21 protein-coding genes are annotated in these 19,940 nt (G+C 73.4%); 6 read left to right on the top strand and 15 right to left on the bottom strand.

Going from position 1 to position 19,940, the window contains the following annotated elements; all coding sequences use genetic code 11:
- The first annotated feature begins 161 nt into the window (after positions 1-161).
- Complete coding sequence (locus ACGH7X_RS23650) at positions 162-1,343, top strand: methyltransferase domain-containing protein (protein WP_399887659.1); 1,182 nt, start codon at positions 162-164, stop codon at positions 1,341-1,343.
- A gap of 182 nt (positions 1,344-1,525) precedes the next feature.
- Here the strand turns inward: ACGH7X_RS23650 and ACGH7X_RS23645 are convergent, their stop codons facing one another.
- The 8 genes from ACGH7X_RS23645 to tsaB form a co-directional block, all read right to left on the bottom strand.
- Positions 1,526-2,782: an RNA polymerase sigma factor gene (locus ACGH7X_RS23645; RefSeq protein ID WP_399887657.1), complete on the bottom strand. Its 1,257-nt coding sequence runs from the start codon at positions 2,780-2,782 to the stop codon at positions 1,526-1,528.
- A 44-nt stretch (positions 2,783-2,826) separates the two neighbouring features.
- Entirely contained in the window at positions 2,827-3,183 is a 357-nt protein-coding gene (locus ACGH7X_RS23640; protein ID WP_399887655.1) for a YciI family protein, read from the bottom strand.
- A 109-nt stretch (positions 3,184-3,292) separates the two neighbouring features.
- Positions 3,293-4,330, bottom strand: coding sequence for an LCP family protein (locus ACGH7X_RS23635; RefSeq protein ID WP_399887653.1), 1,038 nt, complete (start codon positions 4,328-4,330; stop codon positions 3,293-3,295).
- A 176-nt stretch (positions 4,331-4,506) separates the two neighbouring features.
- On the bottom strand, positions 4,507-5,559 hold the full coding sequence (locus tag ACGH7X_RS23630; RefSeq protein WP_399887651.1) for a LacI family DNA-binding transcriptional regulator: 1,053 nt from the start codon (positions 5,557-5,559) through the stop codon (positions 4,507-4,509).
- Positions 5,560-5,643: 84 nt separating this feature from the next.
- On the bottom strand, positions 5,644-5,916 hold the full coding sequence (locus ACGH7X_RS23625; RefSeq protein ID WP_399887650.1) for a hypothetical protein: 273 nt from the start codon (positions 5,914-5,916) through the stop codon (positions 5,644-5,646).
- A complete protein-coding gene (gene tsaD / locus ACGH7X_RS23620) occupies positions 5,913-7,028 on the bottom strand; it encodes a tRNA (adenosine(37)-N6)-threonylcarbamoyltransferase complex transferase subunit TsaD (protein ID WP_399887648.1) in 1,116 nt (371 codons plus the stop codon). Before tsaD ends, ACGH7X_RS23625 begins: the two co-directional genes overlap by 4 nt.
- Positions 7,021-7,506: a ribosomal protein S18-alanine N-acetyltransferase gene (gene rimI, locus ACGH7X_RS23615; protein ID WP_399897282.1), complete on the bottom strand. Its 486-nt coding sequence runs from the start codon at positions 7,504-7,506 to the stop codon at positions 7,021-7,023. The genes tsaD and rimI overlap by 8 nt, the downstream gene beginning before the upstream one ends.
- Positions 7,507-7,559: 53 nt before the next feature.
- Positions 7,560-8,213 carry a tRNA (adenosine(37)-N6)-threonylcarbamoyltransferase complex dimerization subunit type 1 TsaB gene (gene tsaB, locus ACGH7X_RS23610; protein ID WP_399887646.1) on the bottom strand — a complete coding sequence of 218 codons (654 nt, stop codon included), beginning with the start codon at positions 8,211-8,213 and terminating at the stop codon, positions 7,560-7,562.
- A gap of 240 nt (positions 8,214-8,453) precedes the next feature.
- On the opposite strand from tsaB, the gene ACGH7X_RS23605 reads away from it, so the two are divergent.
- Positions 8,454-9,008 (top strand): hypothetical protein, encoded by a 555-nt coding sequence (locus ACGH7X_RS23605; RefSeq protein WP_399887644.1) that lies wholly within the window; start codon positions 8,454-8,456, stop codon positions 9,006-9,008.
- Positions 9,009-9,031: 23 nt separating this feature from the next.
- On the opposite strand, the gene ACGH7X_RS23600 is transcribed toward ACGH7X_RS23605, so the two are convergent.
- The 4 genes from ACGH7X_RS23600 to alr form a co-directional block, all read right to left on the bottom strand.
- Positions 9,032-9,208, bottom strand: a complete 177-nt coding sequence (locus ACGH7X_RS23600; RefSeq protein ID WP_399887642.1) for a hypothetical protein — start codon at positions 9,206-9,208, stop codon at positions 9,032-9,034.
- A gap of 178 nt (positions 9,209-9,386) precedes the next feature.
- Complete coding sequence (tsaE, locus tag ACGH7X_RS23595) at positions 9,387-9,956, bottom strand: tRNA (adenosine(37)-N6)-threonylcarbamoyltransferase complex ATPase subunit type 1 TsaE (protein WP_399887640.1); 570 nt, start codon at positions 9,954-9,956, stop codon at positions 9,387-9,389.
- Entirely contained in the window at positions 9,922-11,181 is a 1,260-nt protein-coding gene (locus ACGH7X_RS23590; RefSeq protein ID WP_399887638.1) for an alpha/beta fold hydrolase, read from the bottom strand. Before ACGH7X_RS23590 ends, tsaE begins: the two co-directional genes overlap by 35 nt.
- Before the next feature lie 89 nt (positions 11,182-11,270).
- Positions 11,271-12,437 (bottom strand): alanine racemase, encoded by a 1,167-nt coding sequence (gene alr, locus ACGH7X_RS23585; RefSeq protein WP_399887636.1) that lies wholly within the window; start codon positions 12,435-12,437, stop codon positions 11,271-11,273.
- Between the two features lie 72 nt (positions 12,438-12,509).
- Between alr and ACGH7X_RS23580 the strand changes: the two genes are divergently transcribed.
- Positions 12,510-12,881 carry a holo-ACP synthase gene (locus tag ACGH7X_RS23580; protein ID WP_399887634.1) on the top strand — a complete coding sequence of 124 codons (372 nt, stop codon included), beginning with the start codon at positions 12,510-12,512 and terminating at the stop codon, positions 12,879-12,881.
- Between the two features lie 241 nt (positions 12,882-13,122).
- On the opposite strand, the gene ACGH7X_RS23575 is transcribed toward ACGH7X_RS23580, so the two are convergent.
- Positions 13,123-13,746 (bottom strand): helix-turn-helix domain-containing protein, encoded by a 624-nt coding sequence (locus ACGH7X_RS23575; protein WP_399887632.1) that lies wholly within the window; start codon positions 13,744-13,746, stop codon positions 13,123-13,125.
- Positions 13,747-13,825: 79 nt separating this feature from the next.
- On the opposite strand from ACGH7X_RS23575, the gene ACGH7X_RS23570 reads away from it, so the two are divergent.
- Both ACGH7X_RS23570 and ACGH7X_RS23565 read left to right on the top strand, forming a co-directional pair.
- Complete coding sequence (locus tag ACGH7X_RS23570; RefSeq protein ID WP_399887630.1) at positions 13,826-15,310, top strand: NAD(P)H-hydrate dehydratase; 1,485 nt, start codon at positions 13,826-13,828, stop codon at positions 15,308-15,310.
- 154 nt (positions 15,311-15,464) lie between these two features.
- On the top strand, positions 15,465-15,929 hold the full coding sequence (locus tag ACGH7X_RS23565) for an ASCH domain-containing protein (protein WP_399887628.1): 465 nt from the start codon (positions 15,465-15,467) through the stop codon (positions 15,927-15,929).
- A 9-nt stretch (positions 15,930-15,938) separates the two neighbouring features.
- On the opposite strand, the gene glmS is transcribed toward ACGH7X_RS23565, so the two are convergent.
- On the bottom strand, positions 15,939-17,786 hold the full coding sequence (gene glmS / locus ACGH7X_RS23560; protein WP_399887626.1) for a glutamine--fructose-6-phosphate transaminase (isomerizing): 1,848 nt from the start codon (positions 17,784-17,786) through the stop codon (positions 15,939-15,941).
- A gap of 113 nt (positions 17,787-17,899) precedes the next feature.
- Entirely contained in the window at positions 17,900-18,706 is an 807-nt protein-coding gene (locus ACGH7X_RS23555) for a hypothetical protein (protein WP_399887624.1), read from the bottom strand.
- 240 nt (positions 18,707-18,946) lie between these two features.
- On the opposite strand from ACGH7X_RS23555, the gene coaA reads away from it, so the two are divergent.
- Entirely contained in the window at positions 18,947-19,936 is a 990-nt protein-coding gene (gene coaA, locus ACGH7X_RS23550) for a type I pantothenate kinase (protein WP_399887622.1), read from the top strand.
- Positions 19,937-19,940 lie beyond the last annotated feature (4 nt).

Here is a 19,940-nt window from a genome sequence, read left to right as displayed (position 1 = left end):
CGACCGGGGGAGGACGACGCCCGAAACATGCCTGACGCCCGACTTTTGTCATTTTGTACGACTGCTCGCATGGAGCGGGATCCTCGCAGTCCCCCGCCGCAGAACCGGGCCCGACACCGCGCCGGAGGCACACGATCCACCGACTGGCCCACAATGGCCCGGTGAACGACCTCGACGCCCTCCGTACCCTGCTCACCCCCGAAGGCCGCGCGCTCCTCGACGAGGTGCGCGACACCGACCCCGCGCAGGAGTTGACCGTCGCCACCCGGCTGCGGCGCACGCATCCCGCCGAGTCGGTGTCGGCGGCGCTCGGGCAGGCGCGGCTGCGGCAGCGGGCGGTGGCGAAGTTCGGGGCCGAGGACGCCGGGCGGATGTTCTTCACTCCCCACGGGGTCGAGCAGTCGACGCGGACGAGTGTGGCGGCGTACCGGGCCCGGCGGCTGACGGCCCTGGGCGTGACCTCCGTCGCCGACCTGTGCTGCGGGATCGGGGGCGACGCGATCGCACTGGCCCGCGCCGGGATCCGGGTCCTGGCCGTCGACCGTGACCCGGCGACGGCCGCGGCGGCCCGCGCCAACGCCGCGGAGTTGGGTCTCGACGACCTGATCGAGGTGCGCAAGGCGGATGTCACGGAGGTGGACACGGGTGGGTACGACGCCGTGTTCGTCGACCCCGCGCGGCGGGGTGGACGGGGAAGGATCTTCGACCCCGAGGCGTACTCGCCGCCGCTGTCCTGGGCCGTCCGGGCGGCCCGTACGGCGTCCCGCGCCGCCGCGCTGAAGGTCGCGCCCGGCATCCCGCACGAGGCGGTGCCCGAGGACGCCGAGGCCGAGTGGATCTCCGACGGCGGGGACGTGAAGGAGGCGGTGCTGTGGTTCGGCACCGGCGCGTCGCCTGGGGCGGTGCGGGCCACGCTGCTGCCGGGGCCGCGCACCCTGCCCGGCGCCGGCCTGCCCGACCCGGACGTCCGCACGCCCGGCCGGTACCTGTACGAGCCGGACGGCGCCGTCATCCGCGCCCACCTGGTCGCCGAGGTCGCCGAACAGGTCGGCGGCGGGCTGCTCGACGCGACGATCGCGTACGTCACCGCCGACGCACTGCTGCCGACGCCGTACGCCACGGCGTACGAGATCACCGACCTGATGCCCTTCAACGTGAAGAAGCTGAAGGCACTGCTGCGGGAGCGCGAGGTCGGCACGCTGACGGTGAAGAAGCGCGGCTCGGCGGTCGAGCCGGAGGAACTGCGCAAGAAGGTCAGACCGCAGGGGCCGAACTCGGCGACCGTGTTCCTGACCCGGGTCGCGGGGGCGCCGACGATGCTGATCGGGCACCCGGTGCGCTAGGGGGTGTCGTTTGGATCATGCCGGGGTCGCGGGGCCTGGCACGCACATCTGCGGCGTTGTCGTCGGTTGCCAACGCTCCGCGTTGTCGCCCTCCTCCGCCTTGCAGCTGCACGCACCAGACCCCGCTCAGGTCGGCAACAACGCAACGTTGGCTAGAGCCGACCTGATCCAAACGACACCCCCTAGTCGGCCGTCTCCTGCGCGCGGCGTGTCAGGAGGGTGCGTTCGCGTTCGTTGCGGGCCAGGGAAGCGGCCCTTTCGAACTCCGTGCGCGCCTCCGCCGTGCGGCCCAGGCGTTGCAGGAGGTCGCCGCGGACGCTGGGGAGCAGGTGGTAGTCGCGCAGGGCCGGTTCGGCGGCGAGGGCGTCGACGAGGGGCAGGGCGCAGGCCGGGCCCTCGGCCATCGACACGGCGACCGCGCGGTTGAGTTCGACGACCGGGGACGGGGCGCGGGCCGCGAGGAGGCCGTAGAGCGTGGCGATGCGCGGCCAGTCGGTCTCGTCGTAGGTGTGGGCCGTCGCGTGGCAGGCGGCGATCGCGGCCTGGAGGACGTACGGGCCCGGGGCGCCGGAGCCGGTGGTGGCGTGGGCGTGGTCGAGGGCGGTGATGCCGCGGGCGATGAGCATGCGGTTCCAGCGGCGGCGGTTCTGGTCCCGCAGGAGGACCGGCTCGCCGCCGGGTCCGGTGCGGGCGGCGGTGCGGGAGGCCTGGAACTCCAGCAGGGCAGTCAGGCCGTGGACCTCGGGTTCCTTGGGCATCAGGGCGGCCAGGACGCGGGCCAGGCGCAGGGCGTCCTCGCACAGGCCGGGGCGCAGCCAGTCGTCGCCCGCGGTCGCCGCGTAGCCCTCGTTGAAGATCAGGTAGATGACCTCCAGGACCGAGCCGAGGCGGGCTGCGCGGTCCGGGCCGTAGGGCACCTCGAAGGCGACGTTCTTGGTGGCCAGGGTCCGTTTGGCGCGCACGATGCGCTGGGCGACCGTCGGTTCCGGTACGAGGAAGGCGCGGGCGATCTCGGGCGTGGTCAGGCCGCCGAGCAGCCGCAGGGTGAGGGCGATGCGGGCCTCGGCGGACAGCACCGGGTGGCAGGCGGTGAACACCAGCCGCAGCAGGTCGTCGTCGATGTCCTCCGGGCCGGCGGGCTCCTCGGGCGGCGCCGTCGAGGCGGGCAGGTCCCGGCCGATCTCCGCGAGCTTGCGGGCGTAGTTCTCCCGGCGCCGGATCAGGTCGACGGCGCGGCGTCGGGCGGCGGCCATGAGCCAGGCGCCCGGATTGTCGGGCACACCGTCCCGGGGCCACTGCTGGAGGGCGGCGACCAGGGCGTCCTGGGTGAGTTCCTCCGCGATGCCGACGTCGCGGACGAGCCGGGCGACGGCGGCGATGACGCGGGGCGACTCCAGCCGGAAGACGGTTTCGAGGGCCTCGGTGGGCTGCGGTTCCACAGCCCACCATGCAACACCCTCGGGCCGCCGGGGCAAAACGGGACTCAGCCCTCCATCAGCTCCCGCACCTCGCAGGTCACCGTCCAGTACTCCTCGTGCACCTTCAGGAAGCGCTTGGTCCACTCGACCGCCTCGGCCCTGTCCTTGGCCTGGAGGAGGGAGTAGCCGCCGATGACCTCCTTGGACTCGGTGAAGGGCCCGTCGGTGACGGACAGCTGCCCGCCCTCGTAGTGCACGCGGGTGCCCTGGGCGGTCGGGGTCAGCCCGGCCGTGTCGAGCAGGACGCCGGCCTTGGTCATCTCCTCCATCAGCTTCTCCATCCGCTGGATCAGCTCGGGGCTGGGGCCGCCGGAGAGGGCGTCGGACTCCTCGATGCGGATCAGGGAGAGGTAGCGGGGCATGGTGCCTCCTCGGGTTCGGCGGCCGGGGTTCGTCCCCGGCCTCTCACCCAGTGCGTCGAACGGGCGGGACCCGGATCGACACCCGCCGTGAGATTTCCCGGAGAATTTCTCAGCGCAGCGATTTCCACAGGTCATCGGCGTCCGGCTGGTCCGCCACCACCCGGTTGGGATCGGAGGGCGCGGGCAGCACCGGCATGGTCACGGTGCGTACGTCGTCCGCCGACAGGTCGCCGAGGCTGCGGCCCAGGCCGGTCAGCTCACCCAGCGAGTCCAGTCCCGTGTCGGTGGTGAGGCTGCCGGTGAGGGCGTCGGCGACCTGGTAGAGCCGGGCGGGGTCGGTGAGCAGGTCGGTGGCGGAGATCTGCTCCAGCAGCGCCTTGACCAGTTTCTGCTGGAGCCCTATCCGGGCGAGGTCGCTGCCGCCCGCCAGCCCGTACCGGGTGCGGGCCAGGCCGAGGGCCTCGGTGCCGTCGAGGTGATGGGTGCCGGCGTCCAGGTGCAGGTGGCTCTTGTCGTCGTCGATGTCCACGTCCGTGGTGACCGTGACCCCGCCGAGCGCGTCGACCAGGTCGGCGAAACCGGAGAAGTCGATCTCGATGTAGTGGTCCATGCGGACGCCGGTGAGCGACTCGACGGTCTTGACCGCGCAGACCGGCCCGCCCAGTTCGTAGGCGGTGTTGAACATCGCGCCGCTCGCCTCCCGGGTCGAGCCGCCGGACGGCAGCGGGCAGGAGGGCCGGTCGACGAGGGTGTCGCGCGGGATGCTGACGACGGTGGCGGCGGTGCGGCCGGCGTCGAGGTGGACGACCATCGCCGTGTCCGAGCGGGCGCCTCCGCTGTCGCCGCCGCCGAGTTCCTGGTTCTCGTCGCCGCTGCGCGAGTCCGAGCCGAGGACCAGGAGGTTCAGGGCGCCGGTGGGCACCGGGGACGCGGAGGGCGAGGCGGAGGGCACGGTGACCGGTCGTGCGGGGCGGTCGTCGCCGAGCGCGCCGTTGATGTCGACGCCCTTGATGTTGCCGTTGAGGTGCCAGTAGGCCCAGCCCGCCGCCCCGGCGCCGAGCAGCAGGGCGCCGGTCAGGGCCAGCGCGGCCACCTTCAGGCCTCTCGAGCGGCCGCTCCGCTCTCCCTGCCCGTCCCGCGTCGCCATGCGTCAGCCCCCGCCCCTGCCGTCCCGTTCGCGTCCCCACGCGAATGCCCCGCCGGAAAGAACATAAGTCCGAATTATTGAAACAGGAACATGCGGGTCGGGCTTCTGCGGAAATTCTCAGACTTCGGAGACTGCCGAACGTTTCGGGCGGGGAGGGGTGACCCCGAAACCCTCGCCTAGCCCTCCCGGGGCGGTGCCGTACTGCTGCGCACCTCCAGGCTGGTGGCCAGCTCGACGCGGGTCGCCGTCGAGGCGCCGTCGTCCCGCCCGAGGTCCAGGACCAGCCGCGCCGCCGCCTCGGCCATCTCCATGAGCGGCTGCCGTACGGTCGTCAGCGGCGGGCCCACCCAGCGGGCCACCGGCAGGTCGTCGAACCCGACCACGCTCAGGTCCTGCGGGATGCGCAGCCCCAGCTCGCGTGCGGCCTCGTACAGCCCGAGCGCCTGGAGGTCGTTGCCCGCGAAGACGGCGGTCGGCCGGTCCGGGCGGCGCAGCAGCTCCAGGCCCTGCCGGTAGCCGGCCTCGTGGTGGAAGTCGCCGGTCACGATCAGGTCGGGGTCGACCGGCAGCCCGGCGGTCTCCAGGGCGGCCCGGTAGCCGTCGACGCGGGCGCGGCTGCACATCATGCGGGTGGGTCCGCTGATCGCGCCGATGCGGGTGTGGCCGAGGTCGACGAGGTGGCGGGTGGCGGCGAGTCCGCCCTGCCAGTTGGTGGCGCCGATGGACGGCACGTCGGCGCCCGGGTCGCCGGCCGGGTCCATCACGACGAACGGGATGGAGCGGCTGGTGAGCAGGGCCCGCTGGGACTCGTCGAGGCCGGACAGCACGAGGATCACGCCGTGCGGACGGCGGGCGGCGACCTGGTCGGCCCAGGTCCGGCCGGGCGTGAGGCGGCCCGCGCTCTCGGAGAGCACGACGCTGAGCCCGGTGTCCCGCGCCACGTTCTCCACGCCCCGGATGACCTCCATCGCCCAGGCGCTCTCCAGCTCGTGGAAGACCAGGTCGATCAGCGGCGAGCGGGTCGACTCGGCCCGCCTGCGCCGGTAGCCGTGGGTGCGCAGCAGATCCTCCACGCGGGCCCTGGTCGCCGGGGCGACGTCGGCCCGGCCGTTGAGCACCTTCGAAACAGTCGGCGCCGACACACCGGCCTCACGCGCGATCTCGGCGAGGGTCGCGGTCTGCGCGGACCGCTTTTGCGTCCGGGTTTCAGCGGGCTGCGGGGATGTCATGGCGGCGATCGTAACCCCATGGGGCCACCTGACGAAGGGTCCGGTGCACCGAAGCCCATCGGAACATTCGATGCGGGACCCGAATCATTCGCCCTGCCGGCTCTCGCTCCCGACCGACTCGAACCGCCACCGGTGCACCGCCCGAGCGACCAGTTCCGCGCCCGGTTCGGGCAGTTCCGGCAGTTCGTCGTCGTAGGCGGCGGCCCACCAGGTGATGACCAGGACGCGGTCCTGCGGGGCGCGCAGGGTCTCGCGGCGGAGCGGGGTGCCGGCGAGTGGCTGGGCGCGGGCCCAGGCCAGCAGGTCCTCGCCCCGGCCCGGGACGGCTCGCGCCTCCCACATCAGGGCGACGGTCACGAGTACAGGTTCTCCTTGCTGACCTCGTGGACGTGGTCATGGTCGTGGTCGTGGTCGTGCGGGTGGCCGTGGCCCGGCACGTGCGGTTCCGTGACCGGCAGGGAGGAGTCGGCCGAGAGGTCCCAGTCGGAGGCGGACCGGTTGCGGGCGACCATCTCGGCGCCGAGCGCGGCCACCATCGCGCCGTTGTCCGTGCACAGCTTGGGGCGGGGCACGCGCAGCCGGATACCGGCCGCCTCGCAGCGCTCCTGGGCCAGGGCCCGCAGCCGGGAGTTGGCGGCCACGCCGCCGCCGATCATCAGGTGGTCCACGCCCTCGTCCTTGCAGGCCCGCACCGCCTTGCGGGTCAGCACGTCCACGACCGCCTCCTGGAAGGAGGCCGACACGTCGCGCACCGGCACCTCCTCCCCCGCCGCCCGCTTCGCCTCGATCCAGCGGGCCACGGCCGTCTTCAGACCGGAGAAGGAGAAGTCGTACGCCGCGTCGCGCGGACCGGTCAGCCCGCGCGGGAAGGCGATCGCGTTCGGATCGCCCTCGCGCGCGTACCGGTCGATGACCGGGCCGCCGGGGAAGCCCAGGTTCAGCACGCGGGCGATCTTGTCGAAGGCCTCGCCGGCCGCGTCGTCGATGGTGGCGCCCAGCGGGCGGACGTCGGACGTGATGTCCGTCGACAGCAGCAGGGAGGAGTGCCCGCCGGAGACCAGCAGCGCCATCGTCGGCTCGGGCAGCGCGCCGTGTTCGAGCTGGTCGACGCAGATGTGCGAGGCGAGGTGGTTGACGCCGTACAGCGGCTTGCCCAGCGCGTAGGCGTACGCCTTGGCCGCCGAGACGCCGACCAGCAGGGCACCCGCGAGACCGGGCCCGGCGGTGACGGCGATGCCGTCGAGGTCGCGGGCGCTGACGCCCGCCTCCTTCAGCGCGCGGTCGATGGTGGGGACCATCGCCTCCAGGTGGGCGCGGCTCGCCACCTCCGGCACGACGCCGCCGAAGCGGGCGTGCTCGTCGACGCTGGAGGCGACGGCGTCGGCCAGCAGGGTGGTGCCGCGGACGACACCGACGCCGGTCTCGTCGCAGGAGGTCTCGATCCCCAGGACCAGAGGTTCGTCAGGCATGGTTGTCGGTTCCTCGCTCGGTTCCCGGTACGGAGGTGGAGGGGTCGGTCAGGCGCATCACCAGGGCGTCCACGTTCCCCGGCTGGTAGTAGCCGCGTCTGAAGCCGATGGGCTCGAAGCCGAAGCGCTCGTACAGCCGTTGGGCGCGGGTGTTGTCCACCCGGCACTCCAGCAGCACCTCGGTGCACTCGAAGGCGGTCGCCGCCCGCAGCAGCTCGGTCAGCAGTCGCGCCCCGAGACCGGTGCCCCAGTGGTCGCGGGCGACGGCGATGGTCTGTACGTCGCCCTGCTCCCCGGAGGTGACCAGCCCCGCGTAGCCGACGATCCGGCCGTCCTCCTCGGCGACCAGGTACCGCCGGGTCGCCCCCGGTCCGCGCGCGTGGGCCAGCTCGGACCAGAACATCCCCCGCGACCAGGCGTCCTCCGGGAACAGCTCCCGCTCCATCCGGAGCACGGGGTCGATGTCCCACCAGCGCATCTCGCGCAGTACGGCGGCGGACGCGGGCGGGGTCACGGGCTCGGTGGCTTCGGTCACTTGGGGGTGACCACCTTGTAGTTCTTGGGGACCTGGGCGTCGGGCCGGCGCAGGTACAGCGGCCGCGGCGCGGGCAGCTCCTCGCCCGCCGCCAGCCGCTCGGCGGCCAGCCGGGCCAGGGCGGCCGCGGACACGTGCTCGGGCTCGTGCGCCCGGGGGAAGGTGTCCGGGTACAGCAGCGTGCCCGCGCCGACGGCCGGGAGTCCGGCCACCTGCCCGGCGATGTCGGCGGGGCGGTCGACGGCGGGGTCGGTGAGCCGGGTGTGCGAGTCGGCGTAGCGCGCCCAGTAGACCTCCTTGCGGCGGGCGTCCGTCGCCACCACGAAGGGGCCCTCCAGGTCGGCGGCGAAGGCGAGTCCGTCCAGCGTGCACAGGCCGTGTACGGGTACGCCGAGCGCGAGTCCGAAGGCGTCCGCGGTCATCAGGCCGACGCGCAGCCCGGTGTACGGGCCGGGGCCGGTACCGGCGACGACGGCGGTGACCGCGTCGAGCCGCAGACCGGCCTCGGCGAGCACCCGGTCGACGGCGGGCAGCAGCAGCTCACCGTGCCGGCGTGCGTCCACCTGACTCGACGAGGCGATGACGTCCGTACCGTCGTGCAGCGCGACGGTCACGGCGGGCGTGGCGGTATCCAGAGCGAGCAAGAGCACGCAAACAGCCTACGGCGCCGCGGACCCGCGCCGGACGCCCTGTGGACAACCCCGGCGGCGCCCGACCGGCCGGGACTGTCCGCCCCGTGTCGCGCACCGCGTTCGCCCGCTCACGTACTGCTACCGTCGCCGAGGGCGGACGCGCGCCGCGCGACGCGAGAACGCACGAGAACGACAACGCCCGAGTACGACAACGCCCGAGTACGGCAACGCACGAATACGACGACGAGGTGGTCGCCAGTGGTCAGCAGCAGCGCCGGTATCGTCACCGGCCTCACCACGGCGGCTCTCGTGACGGTCGGCGTCCTCGCCCACCAGGCGTCCGACAGCGCACCGGCCGACCTCCGCCGGACCCACGCGAGCGGCGCACCCGCCCCGGGCGCCTCCAAGGCACCGCGCGACCGCCGGCACCCCGACGCCCTGCCCGCGGGGTCCGGAAAGGGTGAACGGGTGGTGTACTCGGTGGACGACGACCGCGTCTGGCTGGTCGGCGCCGGGAACAAGGTGCGGCGCACGTTCGAGGTCACGCCCAGTACGGTCGATCCGGCGCCGGGCACCTACACGGTCACGTCCCGCTCCAACCGGGTCACCGGGTCCGACGGCATCCCGGTCGAGCACGTCGTGCGCTTCACCAGCACCGAGGGCGTGGCCATCGGCTTCAGCGCCGCGGTCGACGGCTCGACGGCGAAGCCGGACCCGGCCGAGCGCACCGGCGGCATCCGGGAGTCGCGCGCGGACGGCGACGCCGTGTGGGAGTTCGCGACGATCGGGCACCAGGTCGTCGTCGTCCCCTGACGACGCCGGGGACGCGGGAGTGGTCAGGCGGCCTCGCGGTGCTCCCGGACGGGTCGGCGGGCCTGGGCCTCGGCGGGCGCGGCCGGCGGCGTCGAGACCGCCCTCGCGGCGGCGCAGGACGCGAGCAGGTCACGCATGGACACCCCGGTGGGCTCGGGCGACCGGGGCGTCGGGCGGGGCTGGGGCGGGGTCTGGGACATGGACGCCTCCTGAAGGTCGGGGGCGGGGCGTAGTAAGGCATGCCTAACTACGAGCTGGGTACCATGTGACCACGCGCAAGACCCCGAACGCAATATCTTGCCGACGTCTTGTCGGAACATCCCCGGGACCGCCCCGGGACCGCCCCCTCGGCAGCCGGGATGGGCGTGCCGGGGCGGCTCAGCCGGTGAGGACGCTCACGTCGGCCGCGGCCCAGCGCGCGCCGATGCCGGTGACCGTCACGTGCCGCACCTCGTCGGTGGTGTCGCCGACGGCACGGTCGATCCGGACCCGCAGCCGGTCGTCGGTCAGCTCCTCGACCTTGCCCTCGCCCCACTCGACCACGATCACCGAGTCGGACAGCGAGACGTCGAGGTCGAGGTCCTCCATCTCGTCCAGCCCGCCGGACAGCCGGTAGGCGTCCACGTGGACGAGCGGCGGACCGTCGCCGAGCGAGGGGTGCACGCGGGCGATCACGAAGGTCGGGGAGGTGACGGCGCCCCGCACGCCCATGCCCTCGCCGAGCCCTCGGGTCATCGTGGTCTTGCCCGCGCCCAGCTCTCCGCTGAGCATCACCAGGTCACCGGCGCGCAGCAGCTTGGCGAGCCTGCGGCCCAGTTCCCGCATCTGCTCGGGGGAGGTGACGGTGATCTCGACGCCGGGGGCGGACTCGGAGGGCCCGGAGGACCCGGAGATCCCGGAGGACCCGGAGGGCTCAGCCGGGCCCCGCGCTGCTGCTGGTGCTTCCATAGCCGTCCACGGTAGCCGCTGCCGGCACGGCGCCCGCGCGGGCGAGCAGGTCGGCGAGGCGGTCGGTGACCAGCTCCGGATGCTCCAGCATCACCAGGTGCCCCGCGTCGGGGACGAGCACCAGTTCCGCGTCCGGCAGCAGGTCGGCGATCGCCTCGCTGTGCTCGCTCGGCGTCACCAGGTCCCGTACCCCGGCCAGCACGAGGACCGGCAGGTCGGCGAAATGGGCGAGGGCCTCGGTCTTGTCGTGGTCGTTGAAGGCCGGGTAGAACTCGGCGACCACGTCGATCGGCGTCGACTCGATCATCCGCTCGGCGAAGCGGGCCACGGCCGGGTCGACGTCCCGCGACGCGAACGAGTACCGCTTGATGATCCCGGCGAACAGGTCGGCCGTCGCCCGCCGTCCCTTCTCCACCAGCTCGGCCCGCTGCCCCAGCGCCTTCAGCACGCCCGGCAGCACCCGCCGCACCGCGTTGACGCCGGCCACCGGCAGGCCGAAGTTGACCTCGCCGAGCCGCCCGGAGGACGTGCCGACGAGGGCGACGCCGACGAGGCGCTCGCGGATCAGCTCGGGGAAGGCGTCGGCCAGCGCCATCACGGTCATGCCGCCCATGGAGTGTCCGACGAGCACGATCGGGCCGTCGGGCGCGGCGGCGTCGATGACGGCCTTCAGGTCGCGGCCCAGGTCCTCGATGGTGACCGGCCGGTCGTCCCGCACCTGGGACACGCCCCGCCCGGACCGGCCGTGGCTGCGCTGGTCCCAGTACACGGTGCGCACGACGCCCCGGAGGGCCGCGCGCTGGAAGTGCCAGGAGTCCTGGTTGAGGCAGTAGCCGTGGCTGAAGACGACGGTCACGGGGGCGGGTGCCTTCCGGCCGAACAGCCGCCGGCGGCGCCGGGTGAGCGCGGACTCCGCCTCCGGGTCGATGTCGTCGACCTCGTAGTACAGCTCGGTGCCGTCCTCGGCGTACGCCTTGCCGGGGGTGCCGCGCACTCCGCCGTACGGTCCCGCCGAGTCGAGGGCGAGGCGGGCCTTCTGGCGCATCCCGCGGCCGACGGTGAGCCGTTCTATCGCCACGCCGGCCGCGGCGCCCGCCGCGACCACGCCTATCGCGACCCCGGCGATGCCGGTGGCCCGGCGCCAGCCGCCGGCGGCGACTTCGGTGGCGGCCTCCGTGGCGGAGGCGACGGCCGCCGCGACGGCCTCCCCGTTGCTCTCGCTCACGTACACCGCTCCTCTTCGCCCGGGCCACTGTGCGGATACCCGCCGGCCGCTGATTCTCCTCAAAGCGCGTCACTGCACCGACGGGCGCGTCACTCGTTCACATAGACGCGTGGGACGCGGCTTCCGATCCGGGTGACGATCTCGTACGCGATGGTGCCCGCCGCCTGTGCCCAGTCCTCGGCGGTGGGCTCGCCGCGGTCGCCGGGCCCGAACAGCACCGCCTCTGCGCCCGGCTCCGGCCGGTCCCCGCCCAGGTCGACGACGAACTGGTCCATCGCGATCCGCCCCGCGACCGTGCGCCACTTGCCGTCGACGAGAACGGGGCCGGTGGAGGAGGCGTGGCGCGGGATGCCGTCCGCGTAGCCGAGCGGGACGAGACCGAGGGTGGTGTCGCCCGGGGTGGTGTAGTGGTGCCCGTAACTGACGCCGTGGCCGCCGGGGACGTGCTTGACCAGGGCCAGGGAGGCGGCCAGCGTCATCACGGGGCGCAGTCCGAAGTCGGCGGGGGTGCCGATCTCGGGGCTGGGCGAGACGCCGTACATCGCGATGCCGGGGCGTACGAGGTCGAAGTGGGTCTCGGGGAGGGTGAGCGTGGCCGGCGAGTTGGCGATGTGCCGCACCTCGGGGCGTACGCCCTGCTGCTCGGCGTAGGCCGTCATCTCCAGGAAGCGGGTGAGCTGCGCGGCGATGGAGGGGTGGCCGGGTTCGTCGGCGCAGGCGAAGTGGGACCACAGTCCGGTGACGCGGAGCAGCCCCTCGCTCTCGGCCCGCAGGGCGGCCCCGACCAGTTCCTCCCAGTCCTCGCCGGGCTGGCAGCCGCCGCGGCCGAGTCCGGTGTCGGCCTTGAGCTGCACCCGCGCGGGAACCCCGCCCCGCCGGGCCGCCTCGGTGACCTCCTCCAGGGCCCACATCCCGCTGAGGGACACGTCGAGGCGGGCCTCGATCGCCTCCCGCCAGGGACCGCCCGGCGTCCACAGCCAGCACATGATCCGCACGTCGTCCGGCAGTCCGGCCTCCGCGCGCAGGGCGAGGGCCTCCTGCGGTGTGGCGGTGCCGAGCCAGGTCGCGCCCGCCTCGACGGCGGCGCGGGCGCAGGGGATCGCGCCGTGGCCGTAGGCGTCGGCCTTGACGACGGCCATGAGAGCCGCCCCGGGGGCCCGTTCGCGCAGTGCGCGTACGTTGGCCCGCAGGGCGGCCAGGTCGATCTCGGCCCGGGCGCGCAGGACCGCGTCCCGCCGAGCAGCTGTCTCACTCATCGTGCCCCCAGTCTCTCAGAGCACCCGGCCGCCCCCGCCCGACTGCGCCCGGCACTGGTTAAGGTGCCCGGCATGAGCATCATCGGGGTCGGGATCGACGTGGCCGAGGTCGAGCGGTTCGGGGCGTCGCTGGAACGCACACCGGCCCTGGCGGGGCGGCTCTTCCTGGAGAGCGAGCTGCTACTGCCGAGCGGGGAGCGCCGGGGCGTCGCCTCGCTCGCCGCCCGTTTCGCGGCGAAGGAGGCGCTGGCCAAGGCGCTGGGCGCGCCCGCGGGGCTGCTGTGGACGGACGCCGAGGTGTACGTCGAGGACAGCGGGCGACCGCGGCTGCGGGTGACGGGGTCGGTGGCGGCGCGGGCGGCGGAGCTGGGGGTGGCGTCCTGGCACGTGTCGCTGAGCCATGACGCGGGGATCGCGTCGGCGGTGGTGATCGCGGAGGGCTAGGGGGTGTCGTTCGGATCAGGCCGGCTCCAGGCAACGGTGTGGTGTTGCCGACCCGGGCGGGGTCTGGTGCGTGCGGCTGCGGGGCGGAGGAGGGAGTCGCCGCGATGGGGGTCCCCCCGCGCGAGCGAGCGTGGGGGAGTCGGCGACCGACGACAACGCCTGGGGCCCCTCCCACGCCCTTAAGGCAGCGGGGAAGTGCGTGCCAGACCCCGCGACCCCGGCAGGATCCAAACGACACCCCCTAAGGCCCGGGGGGTCGGTCCGCGGTCGGCCGGACCCGGATGTGCATGCGCTCGCCCTGCGCGCCGTACAGGGCGATCCACTCGACGGGCTGGTCCCCCGCGTTGGCGATGCCGTGCGGGACGCGGGTGTCGAACTCCGCCGTCTCGCCGGCCGCCAGGACGAGGTCGTGGTCGCCCAGGGCGAGGAGCAGGCGGCCGGAGAGGACGTAGAGCCACTCGTGGCCCTCGTGCGATCCCTGTTCCGGACGTGGCGTCCACTCGGTCCGCGGGGTGGCCGGGGCGGGGAGGATCTGCTTGTAGGCGTGCAGGCCGTCGTTCGGGTTCCGGGTGAGCGGGACCCACGTCTGTCCGTGCCGGGTGAAGGGGCGGGGGTGGACGCGGGGGTCGCCGGTCCGCGAGCCGACGAGTTCGTCCAGTGGCAGCCGGTGGGCCCTGGCCAGCGGCAGCAGGTGCCGCAGCCCCGGCTCGCGCCGCCCCGACTCCAGCCGGGACAGGGTGCTCACGGAGATGCCGGTGGCGGCGGTGAGCTGGGCCAGGGTGAGCCCGCGGGCCTGCCGGATGGCACGCAGGCGTGCCCCGAGCGAGGTCATCACCTGTGCCGTCTCGTCGTCGCCGCCGCTCATGGGACAACTGTCCCCCATCCCGGAACCCGGAGTACGACGGGCCGTGCGTGTTCCGGGCGTACGGGGAAGACTCGACGGCATGCGGACTGCGTACAGCGTGGAGACGGTCAGGAACGCCGAACGGGAGCTGATGGCACGGCTGCCGGAGGGGGCGCTGATGCAACGGGCCGCGGCCGGGCTGGCCGCCGCCTGCGCGGAGGTGCTGGGCCGGGTGGCCGGGCGGGTCTACGGCAGCCGGGTGGTGCTGCTGGTCGGCAGCGGGGACAACGGCGGCGACGCCCTGTACGCGGGCGCGCGGCTGGCCCGGCGGGGCGCGGGCGTGACGGCGGTGCTGCTCGCGCCGGAGCGGGCGCACGGCGCGGGCCTGGCGGCGCTGCGGCGGGCGGGCGGCCGGACGCTGGAGACCGACGCGGCTGCGGCTCCGGCTTCGGCTTCGGCTTCGGCTTCGGCGTTGGAACGGATCGCGCGGGCCGATCTGGTCCTCGACGGCATCGTCGGGATCGGCGGCAAGGGCGGCCTGCGGGAGGCGGCGGTGCCGCTGGCGGACGCGGCCGCGCGCTCACGGGCCACCGTCGTCGCCGTCGACCTGCCGAGCGGTGTCGACGCGGACACCGGGCAGGTGCGTGGGGACGTGATCCGGGCCGACCTGACGGTGACGTTCGGGACGCACAAGCCGGGGCTGCTGATCGATCCGGCGCGGGAGTACACCGGTGCGGTGCGCCTGGTGGACATCGGCCTGCCCCTGCCCGCCGAGGCGGCCGAACTGGAGGCCCTGCAGCACGCGGACGTGGCGCGGCTGCTGCCGGTGCCCGCGGCCGAGAGCGACAAGTACCGGCGCGGAGTCGTCGGCATCGCCGCCGGGTCGGCCCGCTACCCGGGCGCGGCCGTACTCGCCGTCGCGGGCGCGCTGCGAGGCGGGGCGGGGGCGGTGCGCTACGTCGGTCCGGCCGGGGACGCGGTGATCGCCCGCTTCCCGGAGACGCTGGTGTCCGACCGGGGCCCGAAGCGGGCGGGGCGGGTCCAGGCCTGGGTCGTCGGACCGGGGGCCGGTGACGACGCGGCGACGGTGGCGGAGGTGCTGGCGGCCCAGGTGCCGGTACTGATCGACGCGGACGGCCTGCGGCTGGCCGACGCGGACGCGGTACGGGCGCGCACGGCACCGACGCTGATGACCCCGCACGCCGGGGAGGCGGCGGCGCTGCTCGGGGTGAGCCGGGAGGAGGTCGAGGGCGCGCGACTGACCTCGGTGCGCGAACTGGCGGCGCGGTACGGGGCGACGGTGCTGCTGAAGGGCTCGACGACGCTGGTGGCCGCGCCGGACGGGGGCCCGGTCCGGGTCAACGCGACGGGCACGTCATGGCTGGCCACGGCCGGAAGCGGAGACGTGCTGTCCGGCCTCGCGGGCTCCCTGCTGGCGACCGGACTGCCGGCGCTGGACGCGGGGAGCGCGGCGGCGTACCTCCACGGGCTGGCGGGCCGGTTCGCGTCGCAGGGGGCGCCGGCGGGGGCGCACGACGTGGCGGGGGCGATTCCCCGCGCGTGGCGGAACGTGCGGGGGGACTGACGTGCTCGACGCCGCGCGCTGCGTGTGCAGGGGACGACTGGACGTATCGTCCCGCCAAAACGAGGCTCGGGTCGGCGTGTTGCCGGGACGAAGTGGCCGATCCGGGCCCCCGCCCCGGCACGCCGGCCCGCATCCACGCCAGTAGTGTGGCCGCGTGGCCACCGACGCGAACCCGACCCCCGCAGCCCTCGGCTCGCTCCCCAAGGCCGAGTTCGCCTTCCCCGGCCCCCTGCGCGACCAGCTCGTCGCGGCGGTCCTCGACGGCTCGAAGACCTCCACGACCGGACTCGTCGTCGACTACGAGCACGAGGGCGAGCCGCTGCCGGAGGTCGGGCGCCGCGAGGTGGTCGTCGACTCGCGTGAGCTTCCCGTCGCCGTCATCGAGGTGACCGGCGTACGCGTCGTCCCGCTGGCGGAGGTGGACCTCGCCCACGCGGTCGACGAGGGCGAGGGGTACACGAGCGTGGCCGAGTGGCGTGCGGGCCACGAGCGGTTCTGGCACGGCGAGGAGATGCGCGCGGCCCTGGGCGACCCGGAGTTCACGGTGGACGACGCGACGCCCGCGGTCCTGGAACGCTTCCGGCTCGTGACCGTGCTGCCCGGCACCGGTGGCCGCTGAGCCGAGGGCCTACTCCACCGTCACCGACTTCGCCAGGTTGCGCGGCTGGTCCACCTCGTTGCCCCGGGCCGTCGCCAGTTCGCAGGCGAAGACCTGCAACGGCACCGTGGCCACCAGCGGTTGCAGCAGCGTCGGGGTGACCGGGACGCGGACGAGGTGGTCGGCGTAGGGGACGACCGCCTCGTCGCCCTCCTCGGCGATGACGATGGTGCGGGCGCCCCGGGCCCGGATCTCCTGGATGTTGGACACGATCTTGTCGTGGAGGACCGAGCGCCCGCGCGGGGACGGGACGACCACGACGACCGGCAGGTCCTCCTCGATCAGCGCGATCGGCCCGTGCTTCAGCTCGCCCGCCGCGAAGCCCTCGGCGTGCATGTACGCCAACTCCTTGAGCTTGAGGGCGCCTTCGAGGGCGACGGGGTGGCCGACGTGCCGGCCCAGGAACAGCACCGTGTTCTTGTGGGCGAGGGAGCGGGCGAGTTCCCGTACCGGCTCCATGGTCCCGAGGACCTGTTCGACCGCGCCGGAGATCCGGGAGAGGTCGCGGACGACGTCGCGGATCTCGTCGCCGTACTTCGTGCCGCGCACCTGGCCCAGGTACAGGGCGACCAGGTAGCAGGCCACGAGCTGGGTGAGGAAGGCCTTGGTGGAGGCGACGGCGACCTCGGGGCCCGCGTGCGTGTAGAGCACCGCGTCGGACTCGCGGGGGATCGTCGAGCCGTTGGTGTTGCAGATGGCCAGCACCCTGGCGCCCTGTTCGCGGGCGTGGCGCAGCGCCATGAGGGTGTCCATGGTCTCGCCGGACTGGGAGATCGCGACGACCAGGGTCTGCTGGTCGAGGATCGGGTCGCGGTAGCGGAACTCGCTGGCCAGCTCCACCTCGCAGGGGATCCGCGTCCAGTGCTCGATGGCGTACTTGGCGATCAGGCCGGCGTGGAAGGCCGTACCGCACGCGACGACGACGACCTTGTCGACCTCCCGGAGTACACCCGGCGCGATGCGCACCTCGTCCAGGCTCAGTGTGCCGGAGCCGTCGATGCGGCCGAGGAGGGTGTCGGCGACGGCCTTCGGCTGCTCGGCGATCTCCTTGAGCATGAAGGAGGCGTAGCCGGCCTTCTCGGCGGCCGAGGCGTCCCAGTCGACGTGGTAGGAGCGGACGTCCGCCGGGCTGCCGTCGAAGGCGGTGACCCGCACGCCGTCCCGGCGCAGTTCGACGACCTGGTCCTGGCCCAGCTCGACGGCGTCCCGGGTGTGGGCGATGAAGGCCGCCACGTCCGAGGCGAGGAAGTACTCCCCCTCCCCCACTCCCACCACGAGCGGCGAGTTGCGGCGGGCGCCGACCACCACGTCCGGCGCGTCCGTGTGCACCGCGACCAGCGTGAACGCGCCCTCCAGCCGCCGGCACACCAGCCGCATCGCCTCGGCGAGGTCGGCGCAGGCGGAGAACTCCTCGGCGAGCAGGTGGGCGACGACCTCGGTGTCGGTCTCGGAGGGCAGTTCGTGCCCGCGTTCCGCCAGTTCGGCGCGCAGGGGCGCGAAGTTCTCGATGATGCCGTTGTGGACCACGGCCACCCGGCCCGCGTTGTCGAGGTGCGGGTGGGCGTTGGCGTCGGTGGGCCCGCCGTGGGTGGCCCACCGGGTGTGGCCGATGCCGGTCGTGGCGGACGGCAGCGGGTGTTCGGACAGTTCCTTGTCGAGGTTGACGAGCTTGCCGGCGCGCTTGGCGGTGGCGAGGCCGCCGTCCGCGAGCACGGCGACGCCCGCCGAGTCGTATCCCCGGTATTCGAGCCGCTTCAGTCCGGCCATCACGACATCGAGCGCCGACTGAGACCCTACGTATCCCACGATTCCGCACATAAGCGGCAGCCTACGAGCAGGATCCGCCGTGAAGCGGTCACGAAGCGGGCTTTCCGTGCCCGAAATCGGAAATTCCCACCGGGGTACGAACGCCGCCCGCGGGTACCGGTGCGTCAGCCCAGCTTGGCGACCTGTGCGTCGATGACCTCCGTGGGGACGTCGAAGTCCGCGCCGGTCATCACGGAGGAGAGGTTGACGACACCGAAGGTGGCGAGCGTGGATCCCTTGCGGACCGCGACGATCTTCATGAGCCCGCTCTTGTCCTTGCCGGTGGCCACACCGAGGTCGACGGCGAGTCCCTCGTCACCGCCCTTGGGGGCGTCCGTCTCGCTCACCTTGGTGACCCGCATCTTGTCGCTGCCCACAGTGGCTTCGAAGCCGCCCGCGCACTTCTCGGCGGCCGTGTTGAGCGCCGCCAGCGCCTGCTCGGCGCCGCCGTCCTCGTAGGAGGCGACGTTCAGCATGATCTGGTTCACGTTGATGGTGGTCATGTCCTGGCCGTCCGGGCCCTTGCTCTCGGAGGGCGCCTCCGTCTGGCCCTGCCAGGAACGCTGCACGTCCGCTGCCGACTCGCCCTGGGCCACCGCGGCCTGAACGTGCACGAGCGGCAGGCAGGTCTTGTCGTCCGCCGAGATCTGGTCCTTCGCGACCTCGTCCTCCGCGGGCAGTTCGGTGGTGACCTCGCCGTTCTTGACGTCGGCCTGGGCGAGGGCGACCTTCTCCAGTTCGGCGGCGGTCAGCGCCTTGCCCGCGGGGGCGGACCGGTCCGCGTCGCCCGCGGGGGCGGACCGGTCCGCCTTGGCCTTGTCGTCACCGGCCGCGCTGTCGTCGTCGGACGACCCGCCACAGGCGGTGACGAGCAGGACCAGGGCGGCGGCGGACGCCGCGAGGGCGGTGCGGCGGACAGCGGTCGATCTCACGTCGGCACTCTTTCGTCGGGGCGGCCCGTGTCGCAGGATGTCGAGCGTTGTCGGGGCATGTCGAGATCCGTGACGGGCTCCGCTGGGTTTTGTGCACCGTACACATGGCAATCACACAGGTGATCGATAACCAGCCATCCGGTACCCGACCGTGACCTCGACGGCCGCGTCGCCACTGCGGACCCGCCGGCGTGACGCAGCCCACCTGCCGCCCCGTTCAAACTCCGTTAACAATGGACTGTGATCTCTCCGGTCCCCTCGATTCCCCGGAGCGCCCACCGGTCCCGGCCGGAGGCGACTCCCTACGTCGACCTCACCCGCCCCGAGTGGAGCGCGCTGCGCGACAAGACGCCGCTGCCGCTGACCGCCGAGGAGGTCGAGAAGCTGCGCGGCCTCGGCGACGTCATCGACCTCGACGAGGTGCGGGACATCTACCTCCCGCTCTCCCGGCTCCTCAACCTCTACGTCGGCGCCACCGACGGCCTGCGCAGTGCGCTGAACACCTTCCTCGGCGAGCAGGGCTCCCAGTCCGGCACCCCCTTCGTCATAGGGGTCGCCGGCTCGGTCGCGGTCGGCAAGTCCACCGTCGCCCGGCTGCTCCAGGCGCTGCTCTCCCGCTGGCCCGAGCATCCGCGCGTGGAACTGGTCACGACCGACGGCTTCCTGCTGCCGACGCGGGAGCTGGAGGCGCGTGGCCTGATGTCGCGGAAGGGTTTCCCCGAGTCGTACGAGCGCCGGGCCCTGACCCGCTTCGTCGCCGACATCAAGGCGGGCAAGGCGGAGGTCACCGCTCCGGTCTACTCCCACCTGATCTACGACATCGTCCCGGACCAGAAACTCGTCGTCCGCCGCCCCGACATCCTGATCGTCGAGGGGCTCAACGTGCTCCAGCCCGCGCTGCCCGGCAAGGACGGCCGCACCAGGGTCGGACTGGCCGACTACTTCGACTTCAGCGTGTACGTGGACGCCCGTACCGAGGACATCGAGCGCTGGTACCTCAACCGCTTCAAGAAGCTGCGCGAGACCGCCTTCCAGAACCCGTCCTCGTACTTCCGCAAGTACACGCAGGTCTCGGAGGAGGAGGCCCTCGACTACGCCCGCACCACCTGGCGCACCATCAACAAGGCCAACCTGGTGGAGAACGTGGCCCCCACCCGGGGCCGGGCCACCCTGGTGCTGCGCAAGGGCCCCGACCACAAGGTGCAGCGCCTGAGCCTGCGCAAGCTGTAGGCGG

It is taken from the genome of Streptomyces sp. BBFR51, assembly GCF_044591655.1.
Taxonomy (GTDB): Bacteria; Actinomycetota; Actinomycetes; order Streptomycetales; family Streptomycetaceae; genus Streptomyces.
Note: the sequence above shows the minus strand (reverse complement) of the source record. Positions and strands in the feature narration are given on the sequence as shown.